General features: G+C 62.3%; 25 protein-coding genes. 15 read left to right on the forward strand and 10 right to left on the reverse strand.

Annotated elements, in window-relative coordinates:
* Window positions 1-12 precede the first annotated feature (12 nt).
* From DXY04_RS08330 to DXY04_RS08340, 3 genes are all read right to left on the reverse strand, one after another.
* Window positions 13-1,332 carry an adenylosuccinate synthase gene (locus DXY04_RS08330; RefSeq protein WP_170950485.1) on the reverse strand — a complete coding sequence of 440 codons (1,320 nt, stop codon included), beginning with the start codon at window positions 1,330-1,332 and terminating at the stop codon, window positions 13-15.
* Between the two features lie 86 nt (window positions 1,333-1,418).
* A complete protein-coding gene (gene psb27, locus DXY04_RS08335; protein WP_011363694.1) occupies window positions 1,419-1,844 on the reverse strand; it encodes a photosystem II protein Psb27 in 426 nt (141 codons plus the stop codon).
* A gap of 24 nt (window positions 1,845-1,868) precedes the next feature.
* Window positions 1,869-3,650, reverse strand: a complete 1,782-nt coding sequence (locus DXY04_RS08340) for a proline--tRNA ligase (RefSeq protein WP_115161719.1) — start codon at window positions 3,648-3,650, stop codon at window positions 1,869-1,871.
* A 207-nt stretch (window positions 3,651-3,857) separates the two neighbouring features.
* On the opposite strand from DXY04_RS08340, the gene DXY04_RS08345 reads away from it, so the two are divergent.
* From DXY04_RS08345 to DXY04_RS08360, 5 genes are all read left to right on the forward strand, one after another.
* Window positions 3,858-4,262 (forward strand): resolvase, encoded by a 405-nt coding sequence (locus DXY04_RS08345; RefSeq protein ID WP_244272863.1) that lies wholly within the window; start codon window positions 3,858-3,860, stop codon window positions 4,260-4,262.
* 88 nt (window positions 4,263-4,350) lie between these two features.
* Entirely contained in the window at window positions 4,351-4,611 is a 261-nt protein-coding gene (locus tag DXY04_RS12150) for a hypothetical protein (protein ID WP_170951375.1), read from the forward strand.
* Window positions 4,553-5,062 (forward strand): inorganic diphosphatase, encoded by a 510-nt coding sequence (locus tag DXY04_RS08350; RefSeq protein WP_115132120.1) that lies wholly within the window; start codon window positions 4,553-4,555, stop codon window positions 5,060-5,062. The genes DXY04_RS12150 and DXY04_RS08350 overlap by 59 nt, the downstream gene beginning before the upstream one ends.
* Window positions 5,063-5,131: 69 nt before the next feature.
* Entirely contained in the window at window positions 5,132-5,491 is a 360-nt protein-coding gene (locus DXY04_RS08355) for a 2Fe-2S iron-sulfur cluster-binding protein (RefSeq protein WP_114987966.1), read from the forward strand.
* 3 nt (window positions 5,492-5,494) lie between these two features.
* Window positions 5,495-5,857 carry an arsenate reductase family protein gene (locus tag DXY04_RS08360; RefSeq protein ID WP_115161720.1) on the forward strand — a complete coding sequence of 121 codons (363 nt, stop codon included), beginning with the start codon at window positions 5,495-5,497 and terminating at the stop codon, window positions 5,855-5,857.
* Here the strand turns inward: DXY04_RS08360 and DXY04_RS08365 are convergent.
* Window positions 5,820-7,325, reverse strand: coding sequence for a hypothetical protein (locus DXY04_RS08365; RefSeq protein ID WP_115161721.1), 1,506 nt, complete (start codon window positions 7,323-7,325; stop codon window positions 5,820-5,822). The genes DXY04_RS08360 and DXY04_RS08365 overlap by 38 nt on opposite strands.
* A gap of 78 nt (window positions 7,326-7,403) precedes the next feature.
* On the opposite strand from DXY04_RS08365, the gene lepB reads away from it, so the two are divergent.
* A complete protein-coding gene (lepB, locus tag DXY04_RS08370) occupies window positions 7,404-8,069 on the forward strand; it encodes a signal peptidase I (protein ID WP_115009459.1) in 666 nt (221 codons plus the stop codon).
* Here the strand turns inward: lepB and DXY04_RS08375 are convergent.
* Window positions 8,059-9,324 carry a dihydroorotase gene (locus DXY04_RS08375; RefSeq protein ID WP_115162190.1) on the reverse strand — a complete coding sequence of 422 codons (1,266 nt, stop codon included), beginning with the start codon at window positions 9,322-9,324 and terminating at the stop codon, window positions 8,059-8,061. The genes lepB and DXY04_RS08375 overlap by 11 nt on opposite strands.
* A gap of 4 nt (window positions 9,325-9,328) precedes the next feature.
* Window positions 9,329-10,657, reverse strand: coding sequence for a histidine phosphatase family protein (locus DXY04_RS08380; RefSeq protein WP_115161722.1), 1,329 nt, complete (start codon window positions 10,655-10,657; stop codon window positions 9,329-9,331).
* Window positions 10,658-10,733: 76 nt separating this feature from the next.
* On the opposite strand from DXY04_RS08380, the gene DXY04_RS08385 reads away from it, so the two are divergent.
* Genes DXY04_RS08385 through DXY04_RS08405 form a run of 5 tightly spaced genes read left to right on the forward strand, consistent with a single transcriptional unit; the run spans window position 10,734 to window position 15,912 of the window.
* Window positions 10,734-11,996 (forward strand): CPBP family intramembrane glutamic endopeptidase, encoded by a 1,263-nt coding sequence (locus DXY04_RS08385; RefSeq protein ID WP_115161723.1) that lies wholly within the window; start codon window positions 10,734-10,736, stop codon window positions 11,994-11,996.
* Window positions 11,997-11,999: 3 nt separating this feature from the next.
* Window positions 12,000-12,488, forward strand: coding sequence for a hypothetical protein (locus DXY04_RS08390; RefSeq protein ID WP_244278630.1), 489 nt, complete (start codon window positions 12,000-12,002; stop codon window positions 12,486-12,488).
* On the forward strand, window positions 12,488-14,293 hold the full coding sequence (locus tag DXY04_RS08395) for a penicillin-binding protein 2 (protein WP_115161724.1): 1,806 nt from the start codon (window positions 12,488-12,490) through the stop codon (window positions 14,291-14,293). Before DXY04_RS08390 ends, DXY04_RS08395 begins: the two co-directional genes overlap by 1 nt.
* A 48-nt stretch (window positions 14,294-14,341) precedes the next feature.
* Window positions 14,342-15,514 (forward strand): transaldolase, encoded by a 1,173-nt coding sequence (locus tag DXY04_RS08400; RefSeq protein ID WP_114987958.1) that lies wholly within the window; start codon window positions 14,342-14,344, stop codon window positions 15,512-15,514.
* Window positions 15,515-15,528: 14 nt separating this feature from the next.
* Window positions 15,529-15,912 (forward strand): cyclic nucleotide-binding domain-containing protein, encoded by a 384-nt coding sequence (locus DXY04_RS08405; RefSeq protein ID WP_115132113.1) that lies wholly within the window; start codon window positions 15,529-15,531, stop codon window positions 15,910-15,912.
* Window positions 15,913-15,948: 36 nt separating this feature from the next.
* Here DXY04_RS08405 and DXY04_RS08410 read toward each other — a convergent pair whose 3' ends face one another.
* Together DXY04_RS08410 and DXY04_RS08415 are read right to left on the reverse strand one after the other, a co-directional pair.
* Window positions 15,949-16,203, reverse strand: coding sequence for a DUF6737 family protein (locus tag DXY04_RS08410; protein ID WP_115161725.1), 255 nt, complete (start codon window positions 16,201-16,203; stop codon window positions 15,949-15,951).
* Entirely contained in the window at window positions 16,181-16,789 is a 609-nt protein-coding gene (locus tag DXY04_RS08415) for a PCC domain-containing protein (RefSeq protein WP_115161726.1), read from the reverse strand. Before DXY04_RS08415 ends, DXY04_RS08410 begins: the two co-directional genes overlap by 23 nt.
* An 85-nt stretch (window positions 16,790-16,874) precedes the next feature.
* On the opposite strand from DXY04_RS08415, the gene DXY04_RS08420 reads away from it, so the two are divergent.
* On the forward strand, window positions 16,875-17,111 hold the full coding sequence (locus tag DXY04_RS08420) for a CopG family transcriptional regulator (RefSeq protein WP_114987954.1): 237 nt from the start codon (window positions 16,875-16,877) through the stop codon (window positions 17,109-17,111).
* 19 nt (window positions 17,112-17,130) lie between these two features.
* Here DXY04_RS08420 and DXY04_RS08425 read toward each other — a convergent pair whose 3' ends face one another.
* Window positions 17,131-18,204: a transporter substrate-binding domain-containing protein gene (locus DXY04_RS08425; protein WP_115161727.1), complete on the reverse strand. Its 1,074-nt coding sequence runs from the start codon at window positions 18,202-18,204 to the stop codon at window positions 17,131-17,133.
* A gap of 87 nt (window positions 18,205-18,291) precedes the next feature.
* A complete protein-coding gene (locus tag DXY04_RS08435) occupies window positions 18,292-18,471 on the reverse strand; it encodes a hypothetical protein (RefSeq protein ID WP_115161728.1) in 180 nt (59 codons plus the stop codon).
* Between the two features lie 89 nt (window positions 18,472-18,560).
* Here DXY04_RS08435 and pdeM point away from each other — a divergent pair, with 89 nt between their 5' ends.
* From pdeM to DXY04_RS08450, 3 genes are all read left to right on the forward strand, one after another.
* On the forward strand, window positions 18,561-19,235 hold the full coding sequence (gene pdeM / locus DXY04_RS08440; protein WP_115161729.1) for a ligase-associated DNA damage response endonuclease PdeM: 675 nt from the start codon (window positions 18,561-18,563) through the stop codon (window positions 19,233-19,235).
* A gap of 77 nt (window positions 19,236-19,312) precedes the next feature.
* On the forward strand, window positions 19,313-20,677 hold the full coding sequence (locus DXY04_RS08445) for a hypothetical protein (RefSeq protein ID WP_371634537.1): 1,365 nt from the start codon (window positions 19,313-19,315) through the stop codon (window positions 20,675-20,677).
* Between the two features lie 2 nt (window positions 20,678-20,679).
* A complete protein-coding gene (locus DXY04_RS08450; RefSeq protein ID WP_115161731.1) occupies window positions 20,680-21,249 on the forward strand; it encodes a 4'-phosphopantetheinyl transferase superfamily protein in 570 nt (189 codons plus the stop codon).
* The last annotated feature ends 33 nt before the right edge of the window (window positions 21,250-21,282 follow it).

A 21,282-nucleotide genomic window follows, 5' to 3' on the forward strand; every position in this document is an offset into this window, starting at 1 on the left:
AACGTCAGCGGCTCAGGCGCTCAACAGGGCTCGTTTGGGGCCATGGATCGGATCTTCGACAACGATGGTCTGATCACGGCTGGCCCCCAGGGAGACAATGGCGATCGGCACTTCCATCAGATCAGCGAGGAAGCGCAGGTAATCCATGGCTGGCTTGGGGAGATCCTCAAGGCTGCGGCATTCCTCGGTGGAGCACTGCCAGCCAGGCAGTGTTTCGAAGATGGGTTTGCACTGGGCGAAGTCATCGGCGCTGCTGGGGAAGTGCTCGATTCGCTCGCCGTTGAGTTCATAGGCCACGCAGACCTGAATTTCGTCCAGTTCGTCCAGCACATCCAGCTTGGTCACGGCCAGACAGTCCAAGCCATTGACCTGCACGGCGTAGCGACCGATCACGCCGTCAAACCAGCCACAGCGCCTCTGGCGGCCCGTGGTAGTACCGAATTCGCCACCCCGCTCCGTGAGCTGGTCATTCAAGCTTCCGCTCAGCTCAGTGGGGAAGGGGCCTTCACCCACGCGGGTGGTGTAGGCCTTGGCAACGCCGATGACGCGGTCAATCAGGGTTGGGCCCACGCCTGCACCGATGCAGGCCCCGCCGGAAACGGGGTTGGAGGATGTGACGTAGGGGTAGGTGCCGTGGTCCAGGTCCAGCAGCGTGCCCTGGGCACCTTCGAACAGGATGTTCTTGCGATCTCGCGCTGCCTGATGAATCGTCTGGGTGCACTCCACCACGTGGGGAGCGAGGCGCTTGCCGTATCCCAGATATTCCTGGATGACGTCTTCGGCGTTCAGGGGTTCAACGCCGTAAATGGTCTGAAGAAGTTCATTCTTCTCTTGCAGTGGGCCTTCAAGGCGATCCCTCAGCCGCTGTTCGTCCAGCAGGTCGATCACACGGATGCCACTGCGCTGCGACTTGTCGGCGTAGGTGGGGCCGATTCCACGGCCTGTGGTTCCGATCCGTCGTGCTCCCCGCTGCTTCTCCATGGCCTGGTCGAGCAGGCGGTGGTAGGGCATCGTCACGTGGGCTGTGGATGCCAGGCGAAGCCCTGAAATATCAATGTCGTTGGCGATGAGCATGTCCAGCTCACCGAGCATCACCTTGGGATCCACCACCGTGCCGGATCCGATCAGACAGATCGTGTCGGGATAGAGGATTCCAGAAGGAATCAGGTGCAGCTTGAGCACACGATCGTCAACAACGATCGTGTGGCCTGCATTCACACCACCCTGATAGCGAACCACCACATCGGCGGAGCGGCTCAGGAGATCGGTGATCTTTCCTTTTCCCTCGTCACCCCACTGCGCTCCGATGACGACAACGTTGGCCAAGAACACGGCGGCCCGAAGCCGCAGATCTGCACAATCCGCGAGTATCTCAGATCTCGGGTGGCCTCGTCAAAACCGAGCTGGTTTCGGGGGGCTCAGCTGCCCCGGACCACTGATTTCTCAGCCTTGTTGAGTTCCTTGGCGATGCGGTCATGCAGCGCTTCCGGCAGGGGGCGATTGGCGTAGGAGGCGTAATGACCAGCCAGCGAATTCAGCGCGGTCTGCATCGTGGTGAAGGAGCTGAGTCCGTTCACACGGGGCTGGGGCCGATAACGGGACATGTAGTCGTTGATCAGGGCCCGGGCGTCGGCCTCAGCTTCGGCGTGGGTGGGATCGTCCTGAGGCAGGTCGATCACCGTCAGCAGAGTGCGGGAGACCGCCACGGTGTCCTCCACGTAGTCGCCGCTCAGACGAGCTTCAGCGTCCCCACTGCAGGCCGTCAGAAGGAGGCATAACCCGAGGCCGAGGGCTACGGCGGCCCGGCTGAGGGGGCGAAGCAGGCGTGTCAGTGCGGAGAGCATGAAACCCTTCAGTGTCATTGGACTTTAGGGGTGGAGTGCCTTGATCAGGCAGGTCACAGCCTCAGCATGGGGAAGCTTTTGCACCTCGCGGCTGCTGCGGCACACCAGTTCAACGGTGCCTTCGCTGGCGTCGCGTCCCACCACGATCCGCCAAGGGATGCCGATCAGATCCGCGTCTTTGAACTTGACGCCGGCGCGTTCTTTGCGGTCGTCGATCAGCACATCCACCCCAGCGTTCAGAAGCTCCGAGTACAGCGCTTCCCCCAGCTGGGCCTGGGTCTCGTCCTGGATGTTGGCAACAACCACGATGGCTTCAAACGGGGCGATGGCCGTCGGCCAGCAGATGCCGCTGTCATCGTGATGCTGCTCGACGGCAGCCTGCGCCAATCGCGAAACGCCGATGCCGTAGCAACCCATCCAGAACGGTTCGGTCTTGCCGTTCTCGTTGGTGAAACGGCTCTCCATGGCCTCAGAATATTTTCGGCCCAACTGAAAAATGTGGCCGACTTCAATGCCTCTTTTTTCCGTCAGGCGTGATTCCGGGTTGTGTTGGCAGACGTCGCCGGCTCGTGCGTTACGCAGATCCAGGCTGGTTGGCTTCTGACCGATGGCGGTCCAGCTGGTGTTGAAACGGTGCAGATCGGGCGTGTTGGCACCACAGATGAAGCTGCCGAGTTCGCTCGCGGTTTCATCCGCCAGGCGCAGAAATGTTGGCTCCCAGGTCTTGGCTCCCTTCAGAACGTCATCGGAGAGGTCGGGCCCGATCGATCCAAAGGGGAGCGGACCAATCTGCTGACGGTTGTTGTCCTCTGGTGTGATCGGGCGGCAATCGAGAACACCCTTGTTGAGGGTTCGGCTGACCGCGTTAACGACCTTGGTGGGATTGAGCTCCTGGTCACCACGGAGGCTCACCAACAGCGGTTGGAGGGTCTCATCGTCCAGGGTCGCCACCAACAGCAGCACCTTCACCACCTGGCTCGGATCCCAGCCTTTGGCGTCGCAGAGGCTTTCGATGCTGCCCAAGCCAGGGGTTGGAATCGATTCCTCCGGGCCGTCGGGAAGAGGAGATGCGGTGGATGGGATCGAAACAGCCTTCTCTTGGTTGGCGGCGTATTGGCCGTCATCGCTGATCAGGATCAGGTCTTCCCCGGCATCCGCCGTCACCATGAATTCCTGGGAGGCGGCACCGCCGATCGCTCCGCTATCGGCATCGACAGGGACGGCATCCAGACCACAACGTTCAAAGATGCGGCGGTAGGCCTGATCCATCACGCCATAGGTCTCGCGAAGATCCGCTTCGCTGGCATGGAAGGAGTACGCGTCCTTCATGATGAATTCGCGGCCTCGCATCAGTCCAAAGCGGGGACGGATCTCGTCGCGAAATTTGGTCTGGATTTGATAGAGGTTCACCGGGAGCTGCCGGTATGACCTCAGCAGCTCCCCTGTCAGGCTGGTGATCACCTCTTCATGGGTCGGACCGAGACCCAGTTCTCTGCCCTGGCGGTCTTCGAGGTGAAACATGATGCCCTCGCCAGCGGTGTAGCCCTGCCAACGCCCGCTCTTCTGCCAGAGCTCAGCAGGGTGCAGCTGCGGCAGCAGGGTTTCCTGGGCGCCGGCGCAATTCATCTCCTCGCGCACCACGGCGGTGATCTTTTGCAGCACCCTCCACATCAAGGGGAGGTAGGCGTAGATCCCTGATCCCACGCGACGGATATACCCGGCCCTGAGAAGTAACTGATGCGAGGTGATCTCCGCTTCGGCGGGAACATCCCGAAGCGTCACCAGCAGCAGGCGGGAGACGCGCATCAATCGCAACAAAATGGGATTTGGAAGTTATCACCGCTTCGGCGACATGCCGATCGCGGAAGTGTCTATTTTGCTGGAATTCCCCTGGGCGCCCTGAGTCTCGACTGCTACCGTCCAGCTCAATCCAGCCTGTCCTAGGCCCGTCTCATGTTTCCTCGGTCCGTTGAATCTGTGGCGACAAGCGTTCAACAAGCGACCGAACTTTCCATGGATCCGGCCCATGCGTCAGCTCAAGCCGAGGCCCTGGTGGGGATCGACGACGTTCAGAAATCCCTGAACCGCTCCCGCGCTTCGGTGTATCGCTACACCAACACAGACCCTCGCAACCTCAACCCTCCGTTCAACCCCCGCAAGCTGAACCCGGAGTACCGCAGCGATCAGAAAGATCCGCTGATGTTCCACCCCAATGAGGTGGCGCGCTTCGCCAAAGATGTTCTCCGCATCAAAGAAGTCACTGTTGAGGTGCTGAACTCTCCATCAACGGCGACGCAGCAAATCCTGGGATCGATCCTTGAGGAGCTTCGGCTGATCCGTACCCATCTCGAGGCGAGTGGGGCATCCCCTTCTGATCTGAGCGCACGACTCGACCAGCAGGACCGGCCCGCTGCTTAATGATCGGTGCGTCCTGCTTTTTGCAGTGACAGAATGAGTTCAACAACGTTGTGATCGAAAGAGGGAGCTTTCTCAAGCCCCCCGTTTTATGGCCTCAGATGTTCCCCACCCGTCTCACGACGACGCCATCGCGTCTTCGGAGGCGGATGAGCCGTTCAGTCGTCGCGCCTCGTTGACGGCCATCAAAGGACTGCTGATTGCTGTTGTCAGTTTCAGTGCTCCACTTGTGGCTGTGATCACGGACCGAGCCTTCCCTTCTCCGCGACTGATCCCCACCGCCTCGGATCGGCATGGATCTCCATCAGCTTCCCCCGTCACCTTCGCCAGGCTTGGTGAATCTCATCGTTGAGATTCCGGCAGGAAGCAGAAACAAATACGAGTACTCCGCCGAAGCCGGCGTGATGGTTCTGGATCGGGTGATGCACTCCTCGGTGCGTTACCCCTTTGATTACGGCTTCATCCCCAACACGCTGGCGGAGGATGGATCTCCCCTCGACGCCATGGTGATCATGGCTGAACCCACGTTCGCTGGTTGCCTGATTAAGGCTCGCCCCATCGGCGTGTTGGACCTCCACGACAAGGATGTTTATGACGGGAAGATTCTCTGTGTCCCGGACGCAGACCCCCGTCAGGACGAGATCCGCAGCATTCGTCAGATCGCTGCCTCCCAGCTGGAGGATGTCGCGGAATTCTTCAGGACATACCGCACGTTGCAGGGCAGCGTCGTATCGATTGATGGATGGCGCGACCTCGATGCGGTTCAGCCATTGCTTGATTCCTGCATCAATGCAGCCGATTGATCTCAGGTAAGAGCCCCTTGATCAGGCCGGATGCTTGTAAGTTGGTGCGCACTGAGATTTGCGGAACCCGTGCCCACCATCCGATTCGAGCAGGAAGGCCAGCAGGTTGGCTGCATCGAGGGCGCAAATCTGCGTAAGGCTGCACTTGATGCGGGCGTCAATCCCTACAAGAGCCTCAATAACCTCAATAACTGCAGTGGCGTTGGTCAGTGCGGCACCTGCGTGATGGAGGTGGTTGAAGGGCAAGCCAACCTGTCCCCCCGCAGCGATGTTGAAGAGGTCTATCTGGCCGATCGTCCTGCCAACTTCCGCCTGAGCTGCCGCACCACAGTGTTTGGTGATGTCACCGTTCGCACCCGCCCCGCTGAAGGTGTGGGCCGCGGCTCCAACAGCCTCGTTGGTGCGATCAAATCCCTGTTCGGCCGCTGAGCCTTGGCCGGAACCCTTCAGGTTTACAGCTACAACCGCTGCAGCACCTGTCGAAAGGCATTGGCCTGGCTCACTGAGCGAGGCATTGCCCATGAGGTGCACGACATCACCTTGACTCCACCGTCCAAGGAGATGTTGGTGGCCGCTCACCAATCCCTCGGTGACAGGAAACTGCTGTTCAACACCAGCGGCCAGAGCTATCGCGCCATGGGCGCGGCAGCAGTGAAGGCTCTGTCGGATGACAAGGCTCTCGAGGCTTTGGCTGCTGATGGAAAGTTGATCAAAAGACCGTTCGTGGAGGTGAATTCCTCCACATACCTCACCGGCTTCAAGCCTGATCTTTGGGAGTCGGCCTTCCAGGGTTGAAGTTCAAGCCATCCAATTCGCTGATCAGGGCGTCCACATCGCCTTGGTCGCGGATCTGACGGAAGCTTGAGCGTTTGATCTCTTCCAGGAGGGCGACCAGCAGATCCTGGCTGCGGCTCAGCACAGGCCCCTGTTCCAGGGTGTGGGCCAGCTCCTCCCAGAGCCGATCCAAGGCCTCGGATCCAAGCGATTCCAGAACAGGGTCCCGCTGACCGATGCGGTTTCCGGCTCCCTTGGACAGGTCGAGCACGGAGGTCACCATGCTTTCTGCCAGCTGGCGGCTGAATTCCGATTCGGCGTTTTGCAGTCCAGGCAGTCGCCGCAGGGCATCCGGCACCACGTTCCGGTCCAAGCTCTGCTGCACTAGATGGCTGATCACGGCTTGCAGTTGCGGTCGCATGGCCGGGCCAATGCGGGTGAGCAGAAGGGGAAGCCACAACCGCAGCAGCTCGATCACCTCCCGCTCATCGTTCAGATCACTGCTCTGGTAGCTGCAGAGTCCGCGAACCCTCTCCGGCAGCTGTGGTGATCGGATCAGTTGCTGCAGAGCATCGACCACCCTGACGGCGATCACTTCAAACAGCTCCACAGCCAACAGGGCCACCACGCCGCGGCTGATCACGGCACGCAGCGGTTCGAGTTGCAGGAGGCCCGCTCCGCAAAGCCGTTCTGTGACCGGAACCACCCGGAGCCAGCGCGCAAACGGCAGCAGCAGGGGCAGGTCGATCCAGCGGCGTAACAGGGCATCGCGCCAGCGGATCGCTGGATAGCGCTGTTTCAGGCGCCAGGCACGCAGAAGAATGTCGAGCAGAAACAGCAGTTGAAATGGCGTGTCGATGCGCCAGCTCAAATCGCTGGGGCGTCCGTTTTCATCGATGCTTCGCCAGTAGTTGCTCTCCACCAGCGGCAGGATTTGCTGGCTCCAGAACTGACGCTCCTGGCTCCAGGGGGAGCGTTCCAGATGCTCTGGGCTTAGGAGAAGGTTGGCGGAGTCACGGGCTGATTCCAGGCCGGTGCGAGCGCGCAGTCGGTTCTTGAATTTTTCAAGGGCGCCGGCTTGGCCTGAACTGATGAACGGGTTGCTGTCCATCAGCGCTGTGGTGAGCACCACCTGCTGCTGCAGCAGATCGGTGCTTTCCGCCGTGCGCGAGCCGTTCTGCTGCAGGGCCCGATCCAGGGCGGTGTAGGCCTTGAGGTAAGCCTCGGTGTCGCGATGGGGTTCGATGCCCTTGAGGGGATCCAGCCACGGGGTGATGTCCGGCAGCCAGGGCAGGGGAACCACCAGGGGAAGCGATGGCACCGGATAAAGATTGCGCTGCAGCCAGAAGTTGCGCAGGGGGATGTAGGTGAGGTCGATGGCGACCCAGGTGAGATTGACTGCGGCGATGACAGCAATGGCCTGGTCCCACCGGCGCCAGCTGAACAGGCCGTGTTGGGGCTTGAGGGCTTGCCAGCGTGGACGGATCATGGGGCCTGCAGGCTCCCCCTATCGTGGGTCGAAAGATTGAGCCTGCCCACATTGAACGCGGAGAGAGAACCTTCCGATGTGAAGGGCAGAGTCAGCGCGATCTGGGAGTTCTGGGCCCCTTTTCTGTTCACGGTTTCGCTGTATCTCCTGCTCCGGCAGTTCGCCTTTGAAGCCCGCTACATCCCTTCGGGGTCGATGCTGCCAGGGCTTCAGGTGGGCGACAAGTTGATCGTCGAGAAGCTGTCCTACCGCTCCCGACCTCCTCAGCGGGGGGAGATCGTTGTGTTCAATTCCCCCAGTGCCTTTGATCCCGTCTGGAAATTGGAGGGGGGGCAACCCAATCCACTGAAGTGCGGCTTCGTTACCTTCCCGGGCATCAGCTGGGTTGTGGATCGTGTGCTGTTGCAGCGTTATCCCGAATGTGAGGCCTGGATCAAGCGGGTTGTGGGTGTTCCTGGTGATGTCGTGGAGGTGAACAGCCGTGGTGCCGTGAGCATCAACGGCACGGCCTTCAACGAGCCCTACGTCACCAACTTCTGCTCCGATCGCGACGGAATGATTGGCTGCAAGGGCCTCTATGCCGTGGTCCCCGAAGGCAACGTTGTTGTTCTGGGCGACAACCGCCGCAACAGTCAGGACGCCCGTCGTTGGCCAGGCGGCCCATTTTTGCCAGACGATCAGATCATTGGCCGTGCCGTCTTCCGCTTCTGGCCCCCTTCGCGCATCGGTTCGCTCAGCAATTGAGGCCACAGGTCACAACGCGTCCCTGAAGCTCGCGGCCCAGCCAGGGAATGTTGGCGGCACGCGGTGCGCCGGGAGTGTTGCTGCTGATGCTCCAGCGTTGATCGGGATCGAACAGCAGCCAGCGCCGGCTGCCCTGCTCAAGCTGTTCAGGCGGCTGGTCGATCAGAGCCGAAGGCCCAAAGCTGAGGGCCTGCCAAAGATCTTCCGTGGTCCAGCGGCCCGGCCGCACCAGGGCATTCCACAGCGCAGCAAGCACCACATGGTGGCCGCTGAGGCCTGCGGGGCGCTGGTCGCCCGGCAACAGCATGTCCTCAGCATCCAGAGGAATAGCATGCACAGCCACGGCAGTGATCGTTCGCTGCTGAACGGCCTGGATCAACTGCTCGCGGTCGTCCGGGCCACCGAGGGAGGGGCAGACGCGCCAGCCCGGATCGCTGCTGGCCAGCATGCTGCGGTCGCTGAGGAGATGCCACCAGCTCACGCTGCTCAGGGGCGGGAACTCGCAGCCTGAAAGCTGCTGCACCGCTGCTGCTGTGGAGAGGTTCATCAGCCGCAGCTGTCGTTCCGGATGGCGTTGATGCAGCAGCAGCAACTGGCTGAGGGGAACGGTCTCACTGGTGATTGGATCCGCTGGCCACCCGGCCCGCAGCGTCTCCACGCCTTCCCGCACCAGCCCCTCCCCCTGCAGCGCGGGATCCCGGGGTGCCACGAGCACTGGGCATCCCCCCATCTCTCCGAGCAGCAGTCCACGTTCCAGCAACGGGGTTGGAACCACGGCGTCATCATCCGCCAGTCCGATGGCACCGTGTTCGAGAAGATCGCCGTGGGGGGCGAGTTCATCCGCCTTGCCGCTGCGGCTGAAGCCTCCCCAAAGATGCAGACGAACCGTTGCTGTCTGATCTTGCTCGAGGCTGAATCCCTGGAGCCGCTCCGGACAGTCGCGCCAGCTGCTGCTGCGGGGAAGCAGGCCAATCTGGCCATAGCCCCCTGCGGCGGCACAGTGGCGCAGGCTCACGGCTGTTTCTTGATCGCCACTGAAGGGGGTCTCAAGGATGGAATGGGGATCCACCAGGCAGGGGGCGACCAGTTGATCCGGTGCTGGGCTGGCCTTGATGCCCAGGCCCAAGGCCTGCTGCCGGGCCTCGTCGTCAAAGCCGACGAGCACCCCCTGGTTGATCAGGACTGCACCGAGCTGCACTGAATGTCCGGGGCCACGCAGGACGCGCACCGGATCCAGCAGCAAGGTGTCGTTCATGACGTCAGAGAGCGCCTGCTGCCGTGCGGTCAATCACGCTTCCGAAGTGGGAGGTGAGGTTGAGGCAGGTCACCACTGCAGGCTGGCCTGGATCGGCGGCGATGTCGACCACCGTGACACCACCGTTGCCTTGTTTGACGGCCCAGATGTCGGCCGGGGTCAGCCCCAACAGGTCGCAGAGGATCGTTTTGTTGACGGCATCGTGGGCCACCACCAGCACCGTTTCCTCAGGCTTCAGCTCGGCAGCGATCTCTCCCCAGCTCCGGACGGAACGGGCCCACACGTCCTGAATGGTTTCCCCTTCAGGCATCTGCACGGTTTCCGGAGCCCGTTTCCAGGTGTCCAGCAGCTCCGACCAGTCCTCTCTGATTTCGGATTCGAGCTTGCCTTCCCAGACTCCGTGTCCGATCTCCACCAGTCCGTCGATCTGGGTCAGGGGCACATCGGGATGCGCCTCGAGAATGATCTGGGCCGTTTCGGTTGGACGCGACAGCGTGCTGCTCCAGGCCCGATCGATGGGGATCTCTTTGAGGAAATCGCGGGCGGCCGCGGCTTGACGGCGACCGTTCTCATTCAGCGGAATATCGATCTGCCCTTGGAAGCGCCCGGCTTTGTTCCAGTCGGTTTCGCCGTGGCGCACCAAAATCAGCCTGGCGTTTTTGCCCTTCTCCGGCAGCGGTTGCAGGTGTGTGGTGCTGTTCAGGCATTCGATCTGCACCTGGGGGCCGTTGTCTCCTGGCCGGATGTTGAAGACCGAAAGGGAGGCGTTGTCGACGCGGAGACGCCGGAAGCCGTGGTCGGGTTCCCCCAGCAGCACCAGCATCAGGCAGCGCAGCATGGCGTTGTGGGCCACCACCAGCACCGTGTCGTTGCCGGTGGCGGGATGGCGCTCCAACAGCGTGCTGATGAAGCCCCGCGCCTGTTCCATCAGCTCAGGCAGTGGCTTGTAGCTCGAACCATCACGACGCTGGAGCTCCAGCTCCATGGGCCGCTGCTTCCAGATCTTGTAAGCCTCCGTTGAGCCTTGCATCAGCTCGTCGATGGTCTGGCCGGACCAGGGCTCAAGATCCACTTCCAGCAGTCCGTCATCAAAGACGGGATCTGGGGCCCGGCCGCCTTGGGACTCCAGCAGGCTCGCCGTCGTCGCAGCCGCCCGCTGCAGGGGGGAGCTGTAGACGGCCTGGATGCTCACGTCCTGAAGCGAGCGGCCCAGGGCCCGGGCCTGCTCATGCCCCTCCTCGCTGAGGTTCGAGAGATCATCGCGGCCCTGGATCCGCCGTTCCTTGTTGAAACTGCTGAGACCGTGGCGGACCAGAAGAAGACGAAGGGGCACGGTTCAGCGTCAGGGCGCGGCCATCGTATGGAAGCGGCCTTTCGGGGGGACAATCGTGGGCAGTTGAAGCCCGCTGGTGCCCAGTTCCCCACAACCGGTTTCCCCGCGCTGGAAGGGACTTCTGGCGGCCTTGTCCCTCGCTTTGGCCGGTTTCATCTGGTTGTCGGGCTTGATGGACAGCCTCTCGCGACCTTCGGTGGCACCGGCCCTGAGCCTTCAGCAGCAGGAGCTGACGCTTCTTGCTGAACCAGCGGTGCCGCCTCCGTTGCGGGACGCTCTCTTGGGGGAGTCGCCGCGGGATGCGCTGCTCAAGGCCCTGGAGGGCATCAGCCCAGAGGAGCGCAATGAGCGGCAGCAACAGATGCTTCTGTTGTTGCAGGGCCAAGGTTCCGCATCCGCGGAGCTCGATCGCCAAGGCAACGACCCGTTGCTCCAGCAGCTGCATTGCGAAGCGGGCGCCTCTGATCCGACGCTCTGCATCGATGCTGCAGCCGCGGGGCAAGCGGCGTTCCGTTTGGCCGTCAGCACGGTGCTGCCCCTGGTGACGGCCCTGCTCGGTGGACTGTTGCTGCTTGGTCAGGCCTGGCGTCTGCTGCGAGGTCGGCTGATGGCCTGGCCCGATGTTCAGGGGCCGGAGCTGACCCTGGTTGATATGGCCCTGCTGGTGGCCGGTGGCTTTGTGGTGATCAGTGCCGTTGGCGTTCCGCTGGTGGCGTTTCCGTTGGTGGGTGCACTGACGGCGGGGCTGGGCAGCCCTCGTCGTGAAGCCGTGAGTGTGGTGATCAACTACGGCGTGATGGCCCTGCCGAGCCTGCTGATCCTCTGGCGGCAACTGCGTTCTTTGCCCGGGGAGAGGGCACCGCTGGGGGGGTGGATGCAGTGGCGCGTGCGTCCGCTGCTTTCAGCTCTGCGGGATGCCCTGGCGGGCTGGTTGATGGTGACGCCGGTGGTGATGCTCACGGGGTGGTTGCTCGTGCGCCTGGTCGGTGATCCCGGGGGCAGCAATCCGCTGTTGGAGTTGGTGCTCGGCAGCCGTGATCCGCTTGCCCTGGCCTTGCTTGCCCTCACTGCGGTTGTGCTGGCCCCGCTGTTTGAGGAGACGATTTTCCGCGGTGCCTTGCTGCCGGTGTTGGCGATGCGACTCGGTCCCCTCCCGGGGGTCCTGATCAGTGGCCTGTTGTTTGCCATGGCCCACATCAGTGTTGGCGAGTTGGCGCCGCTCACGGTGTTGGGGGTTGGGCTTGGTTTGGTGCGGCTGCGCAGCGGACGCCTGTGGCCCTCGGTGCTGATGCATGGGCTCTGGAACGCCGTGACGTTCCTGAACCTGCTGCTGCTCTGAACCTTGCCCCGCCTTTCTGCAGGTGGTTCACTGGCCTATTCGCCTGTGATCCCGGTGGTTGCCGCTCCGGAACAGCGTGCATCGACCACAGCTTTCGAGCTGATTCAAGGGTCACTGTCCTCCGGACGCATTGCACGACGCTCGCCTCTTCTTGGGGGGCTCCATCGCCTGATGGACGGCACGCTGCTGGGGTTAATTGCGGCGGTTGCCGTTCTGGCTGGTCTAACGCTGCACTGGCAGCATCGCTGGACTGTGGCCTTCCGCCTGCTGGAGGCAACCCGAACCCAGGCGCACCGGTTGACGGAATCAACCGCTGTGATGGAGCAGCACCTGTTGCTGCGTTCTCAGCAGCCCAACCGTCTGGTGCCAACGCAGGTGGCCAATCTGGTGCATCTTGATCGCCCTGATCTGGGCGCGGCGCAAGCCTCCGCCTCCTCGCCCATGGCATCGCTCCAGGCCCTGGGGAATCAGCCCATCCGGGCGGGGTACTGATGACGCGGGTGTCAGGGCGTCGACCCATCCGTTCGCGCCGCTCCCGCGCGCGGGTCGTTCCCCTGACCCAGGTTCCCCCCAAGCGGCTCTGGATCATCTTCTGGATCCTGGCGGCAGGCTTGCTGGGGCTGGTGGGTCGCATGGCCTGGCTGCAGTTGGTGCAAGCCCCCGACCTGGAGCAGCGTGCCCGTCAGCTGCAAACCCAGCGCACCCAACCCTTGGGGCAACGCCGTCCGATCGTCGATCGCACCGGCCGTTTGGTCGCGATGGATGAAAAGCGGTTCCGGCTCTGGGCCCATCCCCGCTACTTCAACATGCCGGGAGATGCCCCCAACCTTGTCCGCCCTGCCGAAGATGTGGCGGCGGTGTTGGCCGATCCCTTGGCTCGTCCTGCGCCTGCGCTGCTGAGGGCCATGGGAACCCAGGCCTCGGGGATCAAATTGGCTGAGGAGCTGGATCCGGAAACGGCCGATCGCATCCGGGCCCTTGGAATCAGCGGCCTGGATCTGGAGGCCTATCCCCAGCGGGTGTACCCCCAGGCGTCGTTGTTCGCCAACGTGGTGGGTTTTCTCAATGCGGAGCGGCAACCTCAAGCGGGTCTTGAGCAGAGCCGTGATGGGGATCTGGCTCGCCATGAGCAAACCCGATACCTCCGCCGGGGTGCTGATGGCACGCCATTGCCGGCCAACCTCGCCCCGGGAGCCTTCTATGGCGATGATTTGCGCCTGCAGCTGACTCTGGATTCCAGGCTTCAGCAGGTGGCCCTCAAAGCTCTTGCGGAGCAGGTTGCCAAGTGGAAAGCCCAGAAGGGCGCCGCAATCGTGATGGATGCCACCAACGGTGAGTTGTTGGTGCTGGCATCGACACCCACCTATGACCCCAACCGCTACTGGGACTTCCCCACGGGGCGGTTTCGTGAATGGTCCGTTCAGGATCTCTATGAACCAGGCTCAACGTTCAAGCCGATCAACCTGGCTCTGGCCCTCCAGGACGGTGCCATTCAGGCCACGGATCGGGTGAATGATGTGGGCAAGTTGATGGTGGGTGGTTGGCCGATCAACAACCACGACAAAAAAGCCCATGGTTTGGTGGATTTCGCCACCGTGCTGCAGGTGTCAAGCAACGTCGGCATGGTCCAGGCCATGCGCCGTCTCGACGACGACGCCTACTGGAACTGGATGGAGCGTCTTGGCATCAATCAGCGTCCTGACACCGACCTCCCTGGAGCGGTGGCTGGTCAGCTCAAGAGCAAGAAGCAGTTCACCAGTCAGCCGATCGAGCCGGCGACGACGGCCTTTGGCCAGGGGTTTTCGCTCACACCGCTCAAGCTGGTGCAGCTCCACGGGATGCTGGCCAACGGTGGCAAGTTGATCAGTCCCCACATCACCCGTGGCTTTCGCTCGGGTGATGCCCTGGCTCCGGCGGCGGCACCCAGTGGTCAGCAGTTGCTGAACCCGGAGGTCACCCGCACGGTGCTCCAGTGGATGGAATCTGTGGTGGATCAGGGCAGTGGCAAGGGTGTGAAAACACCCGGCTACCGAATTGGTGGCAAAACAGGAACGGCGCAGAAGGCCCTGAATGGGATCTATCTCCCAGGAGCCAAGATCTGCAGCTTTGTGGCGACCTTGCCGATTGAGGATCCCCGTTATGTGGTGTTTGTGGTGGTGGATGAGCCCCAAGGCGAACACGCCTATGGCTCCACCGTGGCCGTTCCTGTCGCCAAACAGATCATTGATGCCTTGCTGGTTGTGGAGCGCATCGCCCCCTCAAAACCTGCTGAATTGAACAAGCTTTTGAACAGCTGACGCATCAAAAAGCGCGGCTACGTTACGGGTATTGAGCCGTCGTACATCATGGCCAGCCTGCTCGATCAGCTTTCACAAATGACCGTGGTCGTTGCCGACACGGGTGATCTGGAGGCGATCCGCAAGTTCACCCCTCGGGATGCCACCACCAACCCGTCGTTGATCCTGGCTGCTGCACAGATTCCGGCCTATCAGAGCCTGATTGATGAGGCTTTGCGGTCATCGCGCAAGTTGATGGGCAGTGATGCAGCGGTGGAAGACGTGGTGCGGGAAGCGCTCGATGAGATCAGTGTGATCTTCGGCAAGGAGATCCTGAAGATTGTTCCCCGTCGTGTGTCAACGGAGGTGGATGCTCGCCTGAGTTTTGACACCGACGCCACGATTGAAAAAGGGCGCAAGCTGATTCGTCTGTACAACGATGCCGGCATCAGCAACGATCGGGTTCTGATCAAAATTGCCTCCACCTGGGAAGGCATCAAAGCTGCCGAGGTGCTTGAGAAAGAGGGGATTCACTGCAACCTCACCCTCCTGTTTGGTTTCGGTCAGGCCGTTGCCTGTGCCGAAGCCGGCGTCACTCTGATCTCCCCCTTCGTGGGGCGCATCCTGGATTGGTACAAGGCTGAAACCGGGCGCGACTCCTACCCCGGACCTGAGGATCCGGGTGTGATTTCGGTGACCAAGATCTTCAACTACTACAAGACCCACGGCTACGGCACGGAGGTGATGGGGGCGAGCTTCCGCAACATCGATGAGATCACGGAGTTGGCCGGTTGTGATCTGCTCACGATTTCACCGAAGTTGTTGGATCAGCTCCGTGAGACTGATGCTGTGCTGACCCAGAAATTGGATGCCACCCATCCCACCGATGGCGAAGCCAAGATCCACGTTGATCGCGCCACCTTTGATGCACTGATGCAGGACGATCGGATGGCCAGCGACAAACTCACCGAGGGCATTAAAGGCTTCAGCAAAGCCATTGAAACCCTGGAGCATCAACTGGCCCATCGTCTGGCTGAACTGGAGGGTGGATCCGCCTTCCGCCACGCCGTTTCCGAGATCTTCATGCTCAACGACATGAACGGCGATGGCTCGATCACCCGCGACGAATGGCTTGGAAGTGATGCCATTTTTGATGCCCTCGATCAGGACCACGACGGCCTGATCTCTCAGGAGGACGTGCGCCAAGGCTTTGGCGCAGCACTGACTCTGACCTCTGTCTGAGTCGCGCTGGTTCCATGCATGCCCTCGACACCATGCGTGCTTTGGCCAGCAAGGCCGAAGTGATTCATCTCAATCAGGGTGACGTGCTGTTTCGTACCGGCGAAACCGGCACCTGCATGTACGGCCTGCTGGAGGGATCGGTGCGGCTCACCTGGATCGATTCAGCAGGCCATGAGGGACATGAAGACATCCCTGTGGGTCATGTGTTCGGCGCAGGGGCCTTGGTGATGGAGGACCATCAGCGTCTGAGCACCGCCACGGCCACCAGTGATTGCCGTTTGATTGCCATGAACCGCGACAAGTTCCTGTTTGCGGTTCAGGAGACGCCGATGTTTGCAGTGCAACTCCTCGCATCGATTGATGCCCGTTTGCGGGACATCAAGTTGGCCGACGGATGATCGCGGGCGGGTCGATGCGGCGAAAGGGCGAGAACGTTATTGATTCGGCTCCGCTGACGACCGGTAGGCGGCGGGCACGAGCACCAGAAACAGCAGCCACCAGGCCACTACGCCTAGGGCCAGGGGAAGGCTGATCCAGAGGCGGTGCAGCAGCACCCAGGACCCGCCGACCATCAGCACTCCTGTGCAGATGATCGACCAGGGCTGGCACCACCAGGGTTTCAGCGACCAGAAGGGAGGCTGTTTCTGAGGGGGCTGCTCCGGAGGTTCAGCGGAGGGCGTCGAGTTCACCGGCGGCTTGCATGGCGGCGAGATCGTCGTAGCCACCAATCACTGATCCGACGATGAACACCTGGGGGAAGGTGGTCATCCCACTGCGCTGCTGCACGGCCTGGAAGGCTGCGTCGTCGTTGATGGTGGTGACGTTGTGGGGCAGATCCAGGGTTCTAAGGATGCGCAGGGCGCGGCTGCACCAGGGGCATCCCGGCAGCACGGCGATCTCAAACCTTGGAGTTGCTGCTGCCGTTTGACGCGCGGGGCGGCCTTCGCGTTGCTCCAGCACGCCAATCAGCAGATCGACGCCCTTCTGCACGATCGTGCCGGGCTCCAGGTGGCCTCCCCACACCTGACAGGCCCCATCCGAGAGGCTCAGGTGCAGGTGCACGCCCTCGGGGGAAAAGGTTCCATTGAGGGTGATTACCTCAAGATCGCCCTCCAGCACGGTGGGCTCTGCCTGGCCGGGGCACTGGAACGACGCCTTGGTCAGGTTGCCGACCACGCCGAGCACAAAGCCGCTGATGCCGTCTCGCTGGGCCAGTTCTTCGAGGCTGAGGCGCAGATCACTGCCGGGAGCAAGCTTCAGCGGCAGGGGTTGCATGGCGCCTCAAAAAGTGTGTCCAAGATTACGCAATCTTGTCTAGCACGATATCGTTTATTTGATGTGAGCATATTTTCACGAAATCGTGTCTCTTCTTCAGGATTTGGTTCAGGAGTTGCAGCAGCGGATTGAAGGCCAGGTCGCGGCTCCCAGCACGGCTGCGGTGGCGGACGCCGCCGGCTCCGAGCGCATCAACGTCACTCTGCCCCGCGGGGTGATGGATGACCTCAAGCGTCATGCCCTCGCTGAAGGGCGCAGTTGCGGCAATCTGGCCGCCTATCTGTTGGAAGAGGCCCTGCGTCGTCATCGCCCTCTGGGCTGAGTGGGCTGAGGTTTCCGTTTCAATCCAGCAGCCGATTGGCAATGGCTGCAACCTTTCCCTGCCGTTGCAATTTGAGGATGGAGACGTCCATGGGCGTGCGCAGGGGGCTGTCCGGTTTGATCACGAAGCCGTAGGTCTCTTCCGACAGGGTGAAGGGGGCGAGGCGCAGGGCGAGATCGGGATTGTTTTTGAGGTGGTAGCGAATGGCCGGTCGATCAAAAATCAAGGCATCGGCCTGCTGATTAACCAACAGTTGAACGGCGCTCCTGAGGTTGGTGGCGCTAACGATCCGCATGTCGCCGCGTTGGGCTAGCTCCATGCCACTGGTGCCCTCCACCACAGCAACCCGACGCCCGTTCAGTTGTGCAGGAGCGCTGATGCCTGATTCGGTGGCACCGGAGAGGAACAGGGTGAATGCCGAGGCAAGGCTGGCGGTGAGGGACGACACCGCAATCAGGGAGATCACCATCCAGGCGCCGGTGATGCCCCGGCCGGTTCGTGTGATCGGCGCCTTGTCGCCATAGCCCACCGTGGTCAAGGTCACCAGGGCGAACCACATGCCGCTGCTGATGCCCGGTAGCCAGTCCCGCGGAAACTGCTCACTGTTGCGGTTGCGTTCCGCCAGCCAGATCAGGCTGCCCACCACCAGCAGAACGCTGATCAGCACAAGCACCGAGGAGATCACCGCCCAGCCGAAGAACACCTGAACGCGGCTCAGGATCGAGGGCGGGCGCATCGGCAGCAACACCCCGGATTTGCCCAGGTAATAGGGCTGGGTGAAGTCAATGCCCGGCATGGCCAGGCGGCGTGAGGTGATGCTGATCGGGCCCACCAGCACGTCGATCTCACCGTCATCCACCGCCTCAATTCCGGCTTTGGGGGATGGCTGCTCCACCAGCTCGTAGCTGAGGTTGTTGTCTTCGGCGACGCGGCGCCAGATGTTGAGGCTGATGCCGCTGAGCTGATCGCCGTTCTTGATCACGAAGGGGGCCGATCCACTGATCCCCACCTTCAGTTGATTGGCCTGAAGGGGCAGTGCGCTGCCGAAGCAGGCCAGCGCGAGAACGACGGACCAGCGCCGGACTCCTCGCATCAGCGCTGTTCCAGACGACGCACGATCACGGCCATTGCCGCCAGGGAACCCGCCAGCGCGATCAGCAGGGCAATGGTCATGGAAGGCTCAGGACAACGATGGTGCGCTCAGGTTGGCATCCCTCGCCCCGAGCAGCCAGTCGGCCACTTCCATCCTCAGGGCGTAGGCACATTCGAAACGGCCTTCCTCTTCCAGCAGGCTCAAGCGTTGTTCGAGCGTGCGCAGGGTTGAACTCGCGACCTGGTGGAGGCCATTGCTCCGCGCCACAATGAATTTTCAGGAGGCCTCCGAAGCTTGCGGCACGACGTCAGCCACCCAATGCAGCCAGCGCTAAAGAGCTGCGATCTGCACTGTTCATGAGCGCATTGGAGTGGACCTGGGGCGACAGCCCACTCACGTTCCTGCCCCAGCGGGCCCTGTGGCGGGCTGAGGGGCGGGAGCTGTTTGTTGCCGATCTGCATCTCGGCAAGGCCGAGGTGTTCCAGGCCCACGGCATCCCCATGCCCAGCGATGGGGATCAAGGCACCCTGAATCCGCTGCTGGAGCTCTGCCATGCCTGGTCACCGCAGCGCTTGTTCGTGCTGGGTGATCTCGTGCATGCCCGGATCGGCATCACCGCTCCCCTGCGCGAAACCCTGCTGGCGCTGCCCGATCTCTGCGGTTGTCCGGTGGTGCTGATCGGTGGCAACCATGACCAGGACAGCTGGATTGAAGGCTTACCCCAGCAGCCTTCTCAGCGTCTGGGCCATCTCTGGTTGAGCCACATGCCCGAACGGGTGCCGGAGCCGGGGTTGTTGAACGTGTGTGGTCACCTGCACCCCACCACCCGGATTCGCAGCCGTTCCGATCAGTTGCGTTTGCCCTGCTTCGCCTTTGATCCGGAGGGGCCGCGTCTGGTGATTCCTTCGTTCGGGCAGTTGACGGGAGGCCATGACTGCGGCGAGCGTTACCAGCAATGGCTGGTGGCCGAAGGCTCCATCGTTCCTTGGTTCGACCCAACCCCCAACAACCGAGAGCGAAGGGTCGCGTGACTCAGCCTGCTGCGCCGCGACCCCGACCCCGACCCAAGCGCAGGATCCGTCTGCGCAAGCGCTGGCTCTTGCTGGCCATGCCGTTTGTGGTGTTCGGCGGCCTGATCGCCTTGGCGCCTGTGGCACCTGAGCGCTCCGAGCTGCAGGAGCAAGCTGTTCGTTCGGCCCAGCAGCGCGGCCGGGATGCCAAGCCGTTCCGCTACATCCCCGACGATGAGGTCTACGCGTTGGATCTCGATCCACGGCGGGTGCGCTTCGGGCTGCTGGAGGGTTGGGATCGCGAACAGGACGCCTACCAGGACAGCGCTGCCCTGGCCTACGTGTCCGGCCCGATGTACGAACGCCATGTGGACGACGATGGCCGCGAGATCACCGTCCCCCTGGGGGATCTGAAATTCGGCAAGCAGGTCTGGCGCGGACGGAACCGCTCGGCTTCACGCCAACGGGCCTTCGTCGGCATCCGCCATGACGGCAGCATTGATTTCGGCTACGGGGAGCTCACCGATGAGCGCAGCCGCACCTACGACACCTTCATCGGCGGCCTGCACAGCCTCTACAACGACATCGAGGCTCCGCCGGAGAGCTACAAGGGGGCCTACAGCATCAGCATGGGCCAGCGCATCCGCTACTACCTGCCGCGGATCCGCATGGTGATGGGCCTGCGTCAGGACGGCCAGATGGAGGTGCTGATGAGCCGTGATGGCCTGACCCTCGAGCAGACCAAAGACCTCGCCCGTCGCCGGGGCTATCTGGCGGCCTACATGCCCGACCATGCCTCGAAGAGTCGTTTGATCATCCCTGGGGTGAAGGGCTTCACCGAAGAAGACGCCAACTGGATCAGCGGCGGTGCCACCAGCTTTGTGCATGTGCCCTACCTGCTGCGGTTGAGCCCCCGCCAGATCCCCCTGCAGGGCAATTTGATCGCGGCGCTGACGCCCAAGCTGGTGCTGGATGAGGGTTGCGATGGCGCGCTCGACTGTGTGTCGTCCTTTGGCAATCACCTCGCTGATCGCGCCCTGGCGGGCTTGAACCGGGTGATGGAACGGGGCGTGGAACCCCTGGCCCGGATGATCTGGGGGCCCGCTAACAACCTCACCAAGCCGGGTTTGCCCGCGGATGCCGACGACCGCAGCGTAGATCTGGACCGTGCGCCTTTGAGGGAACCCCCGATCACGGCGGATCCTTTGGTGTTGCGCGAGCCAAAGGCTGTGATCCGGGAGCCGGAGCCGGCTGAACTCGGTTCCGATGGCAGCTCAGATGCCAGCTGGACAGAGCCGCAGCTGTTTGTGCCGTTGCCCCCCGATCTGCCGCCGCCGATTGTGCTCGATGAGCCGATGCTCAACCCCGCCGAGGTTCTGCTGGATGAGCCAGCCCCATCGGTGATGCCGCCGCCAGCTCTGCCGCCGCTGCCGCCGGTGCCCGTGCCGCCTGTTCAAGATTGAGCTTGGACGCCGTTTGGTCCTGGTGGTCGATCCCCAGCACGCAACGTCGGGCGTTGGTGGCCCATCTCGCTCAGCCCCCGTCGCGCGCTGAGCAGCGGGCCTTGAGCGACAGCCTCACCTGCCGGTTGTTTGCCGATGCAGGCCAGATGGTTTCTGGTGATGACATCGGCCGCACGATCTACGGCAAGCCGCAGCTGCGCAATTCCCCGCTGCACCACAGCATTTCCAACACCGGATCCCTCAGCATCGGAGTGGTGGGGGCGGATCCGATTGGCATTGATGTGGAAGCGCTCGACCGGCCGTTGCGTGTGGCCTCTGACCTCCTGACGCGGCGCATGTTTGCCTCGAACGCTGAAGCGACGGACTGCCTGGAGCATTGGACGCTGATTCAGGCCTGGACGGCGAAGGAGGCTGTGTTGAAGGCCGCGGGTCTGGGGCTGGGTGGCGGACTCGCCAACGTGACCATCGCTTCGGACGGGGCCGCGGCATGGCTGCATGGTTCGCGTTATTCCCTCCGCCTCTGGACCCAGGAGGGCTTCAGCGTTGCGGTCGCTGAGGGCATCCGTGGCTAGAGGAAGGGATGGAGCATCGAGCAACAGCGTGAG

This window comes from Synechococcus sp. UW86, from assembly GCF_900474085.1.
Taxonomy (GTDB): Bacteria; Cyanobacteriota; Cyanobacteriia; order PCC-6307; family Cyanobiaceae; genus Parasynechococcus.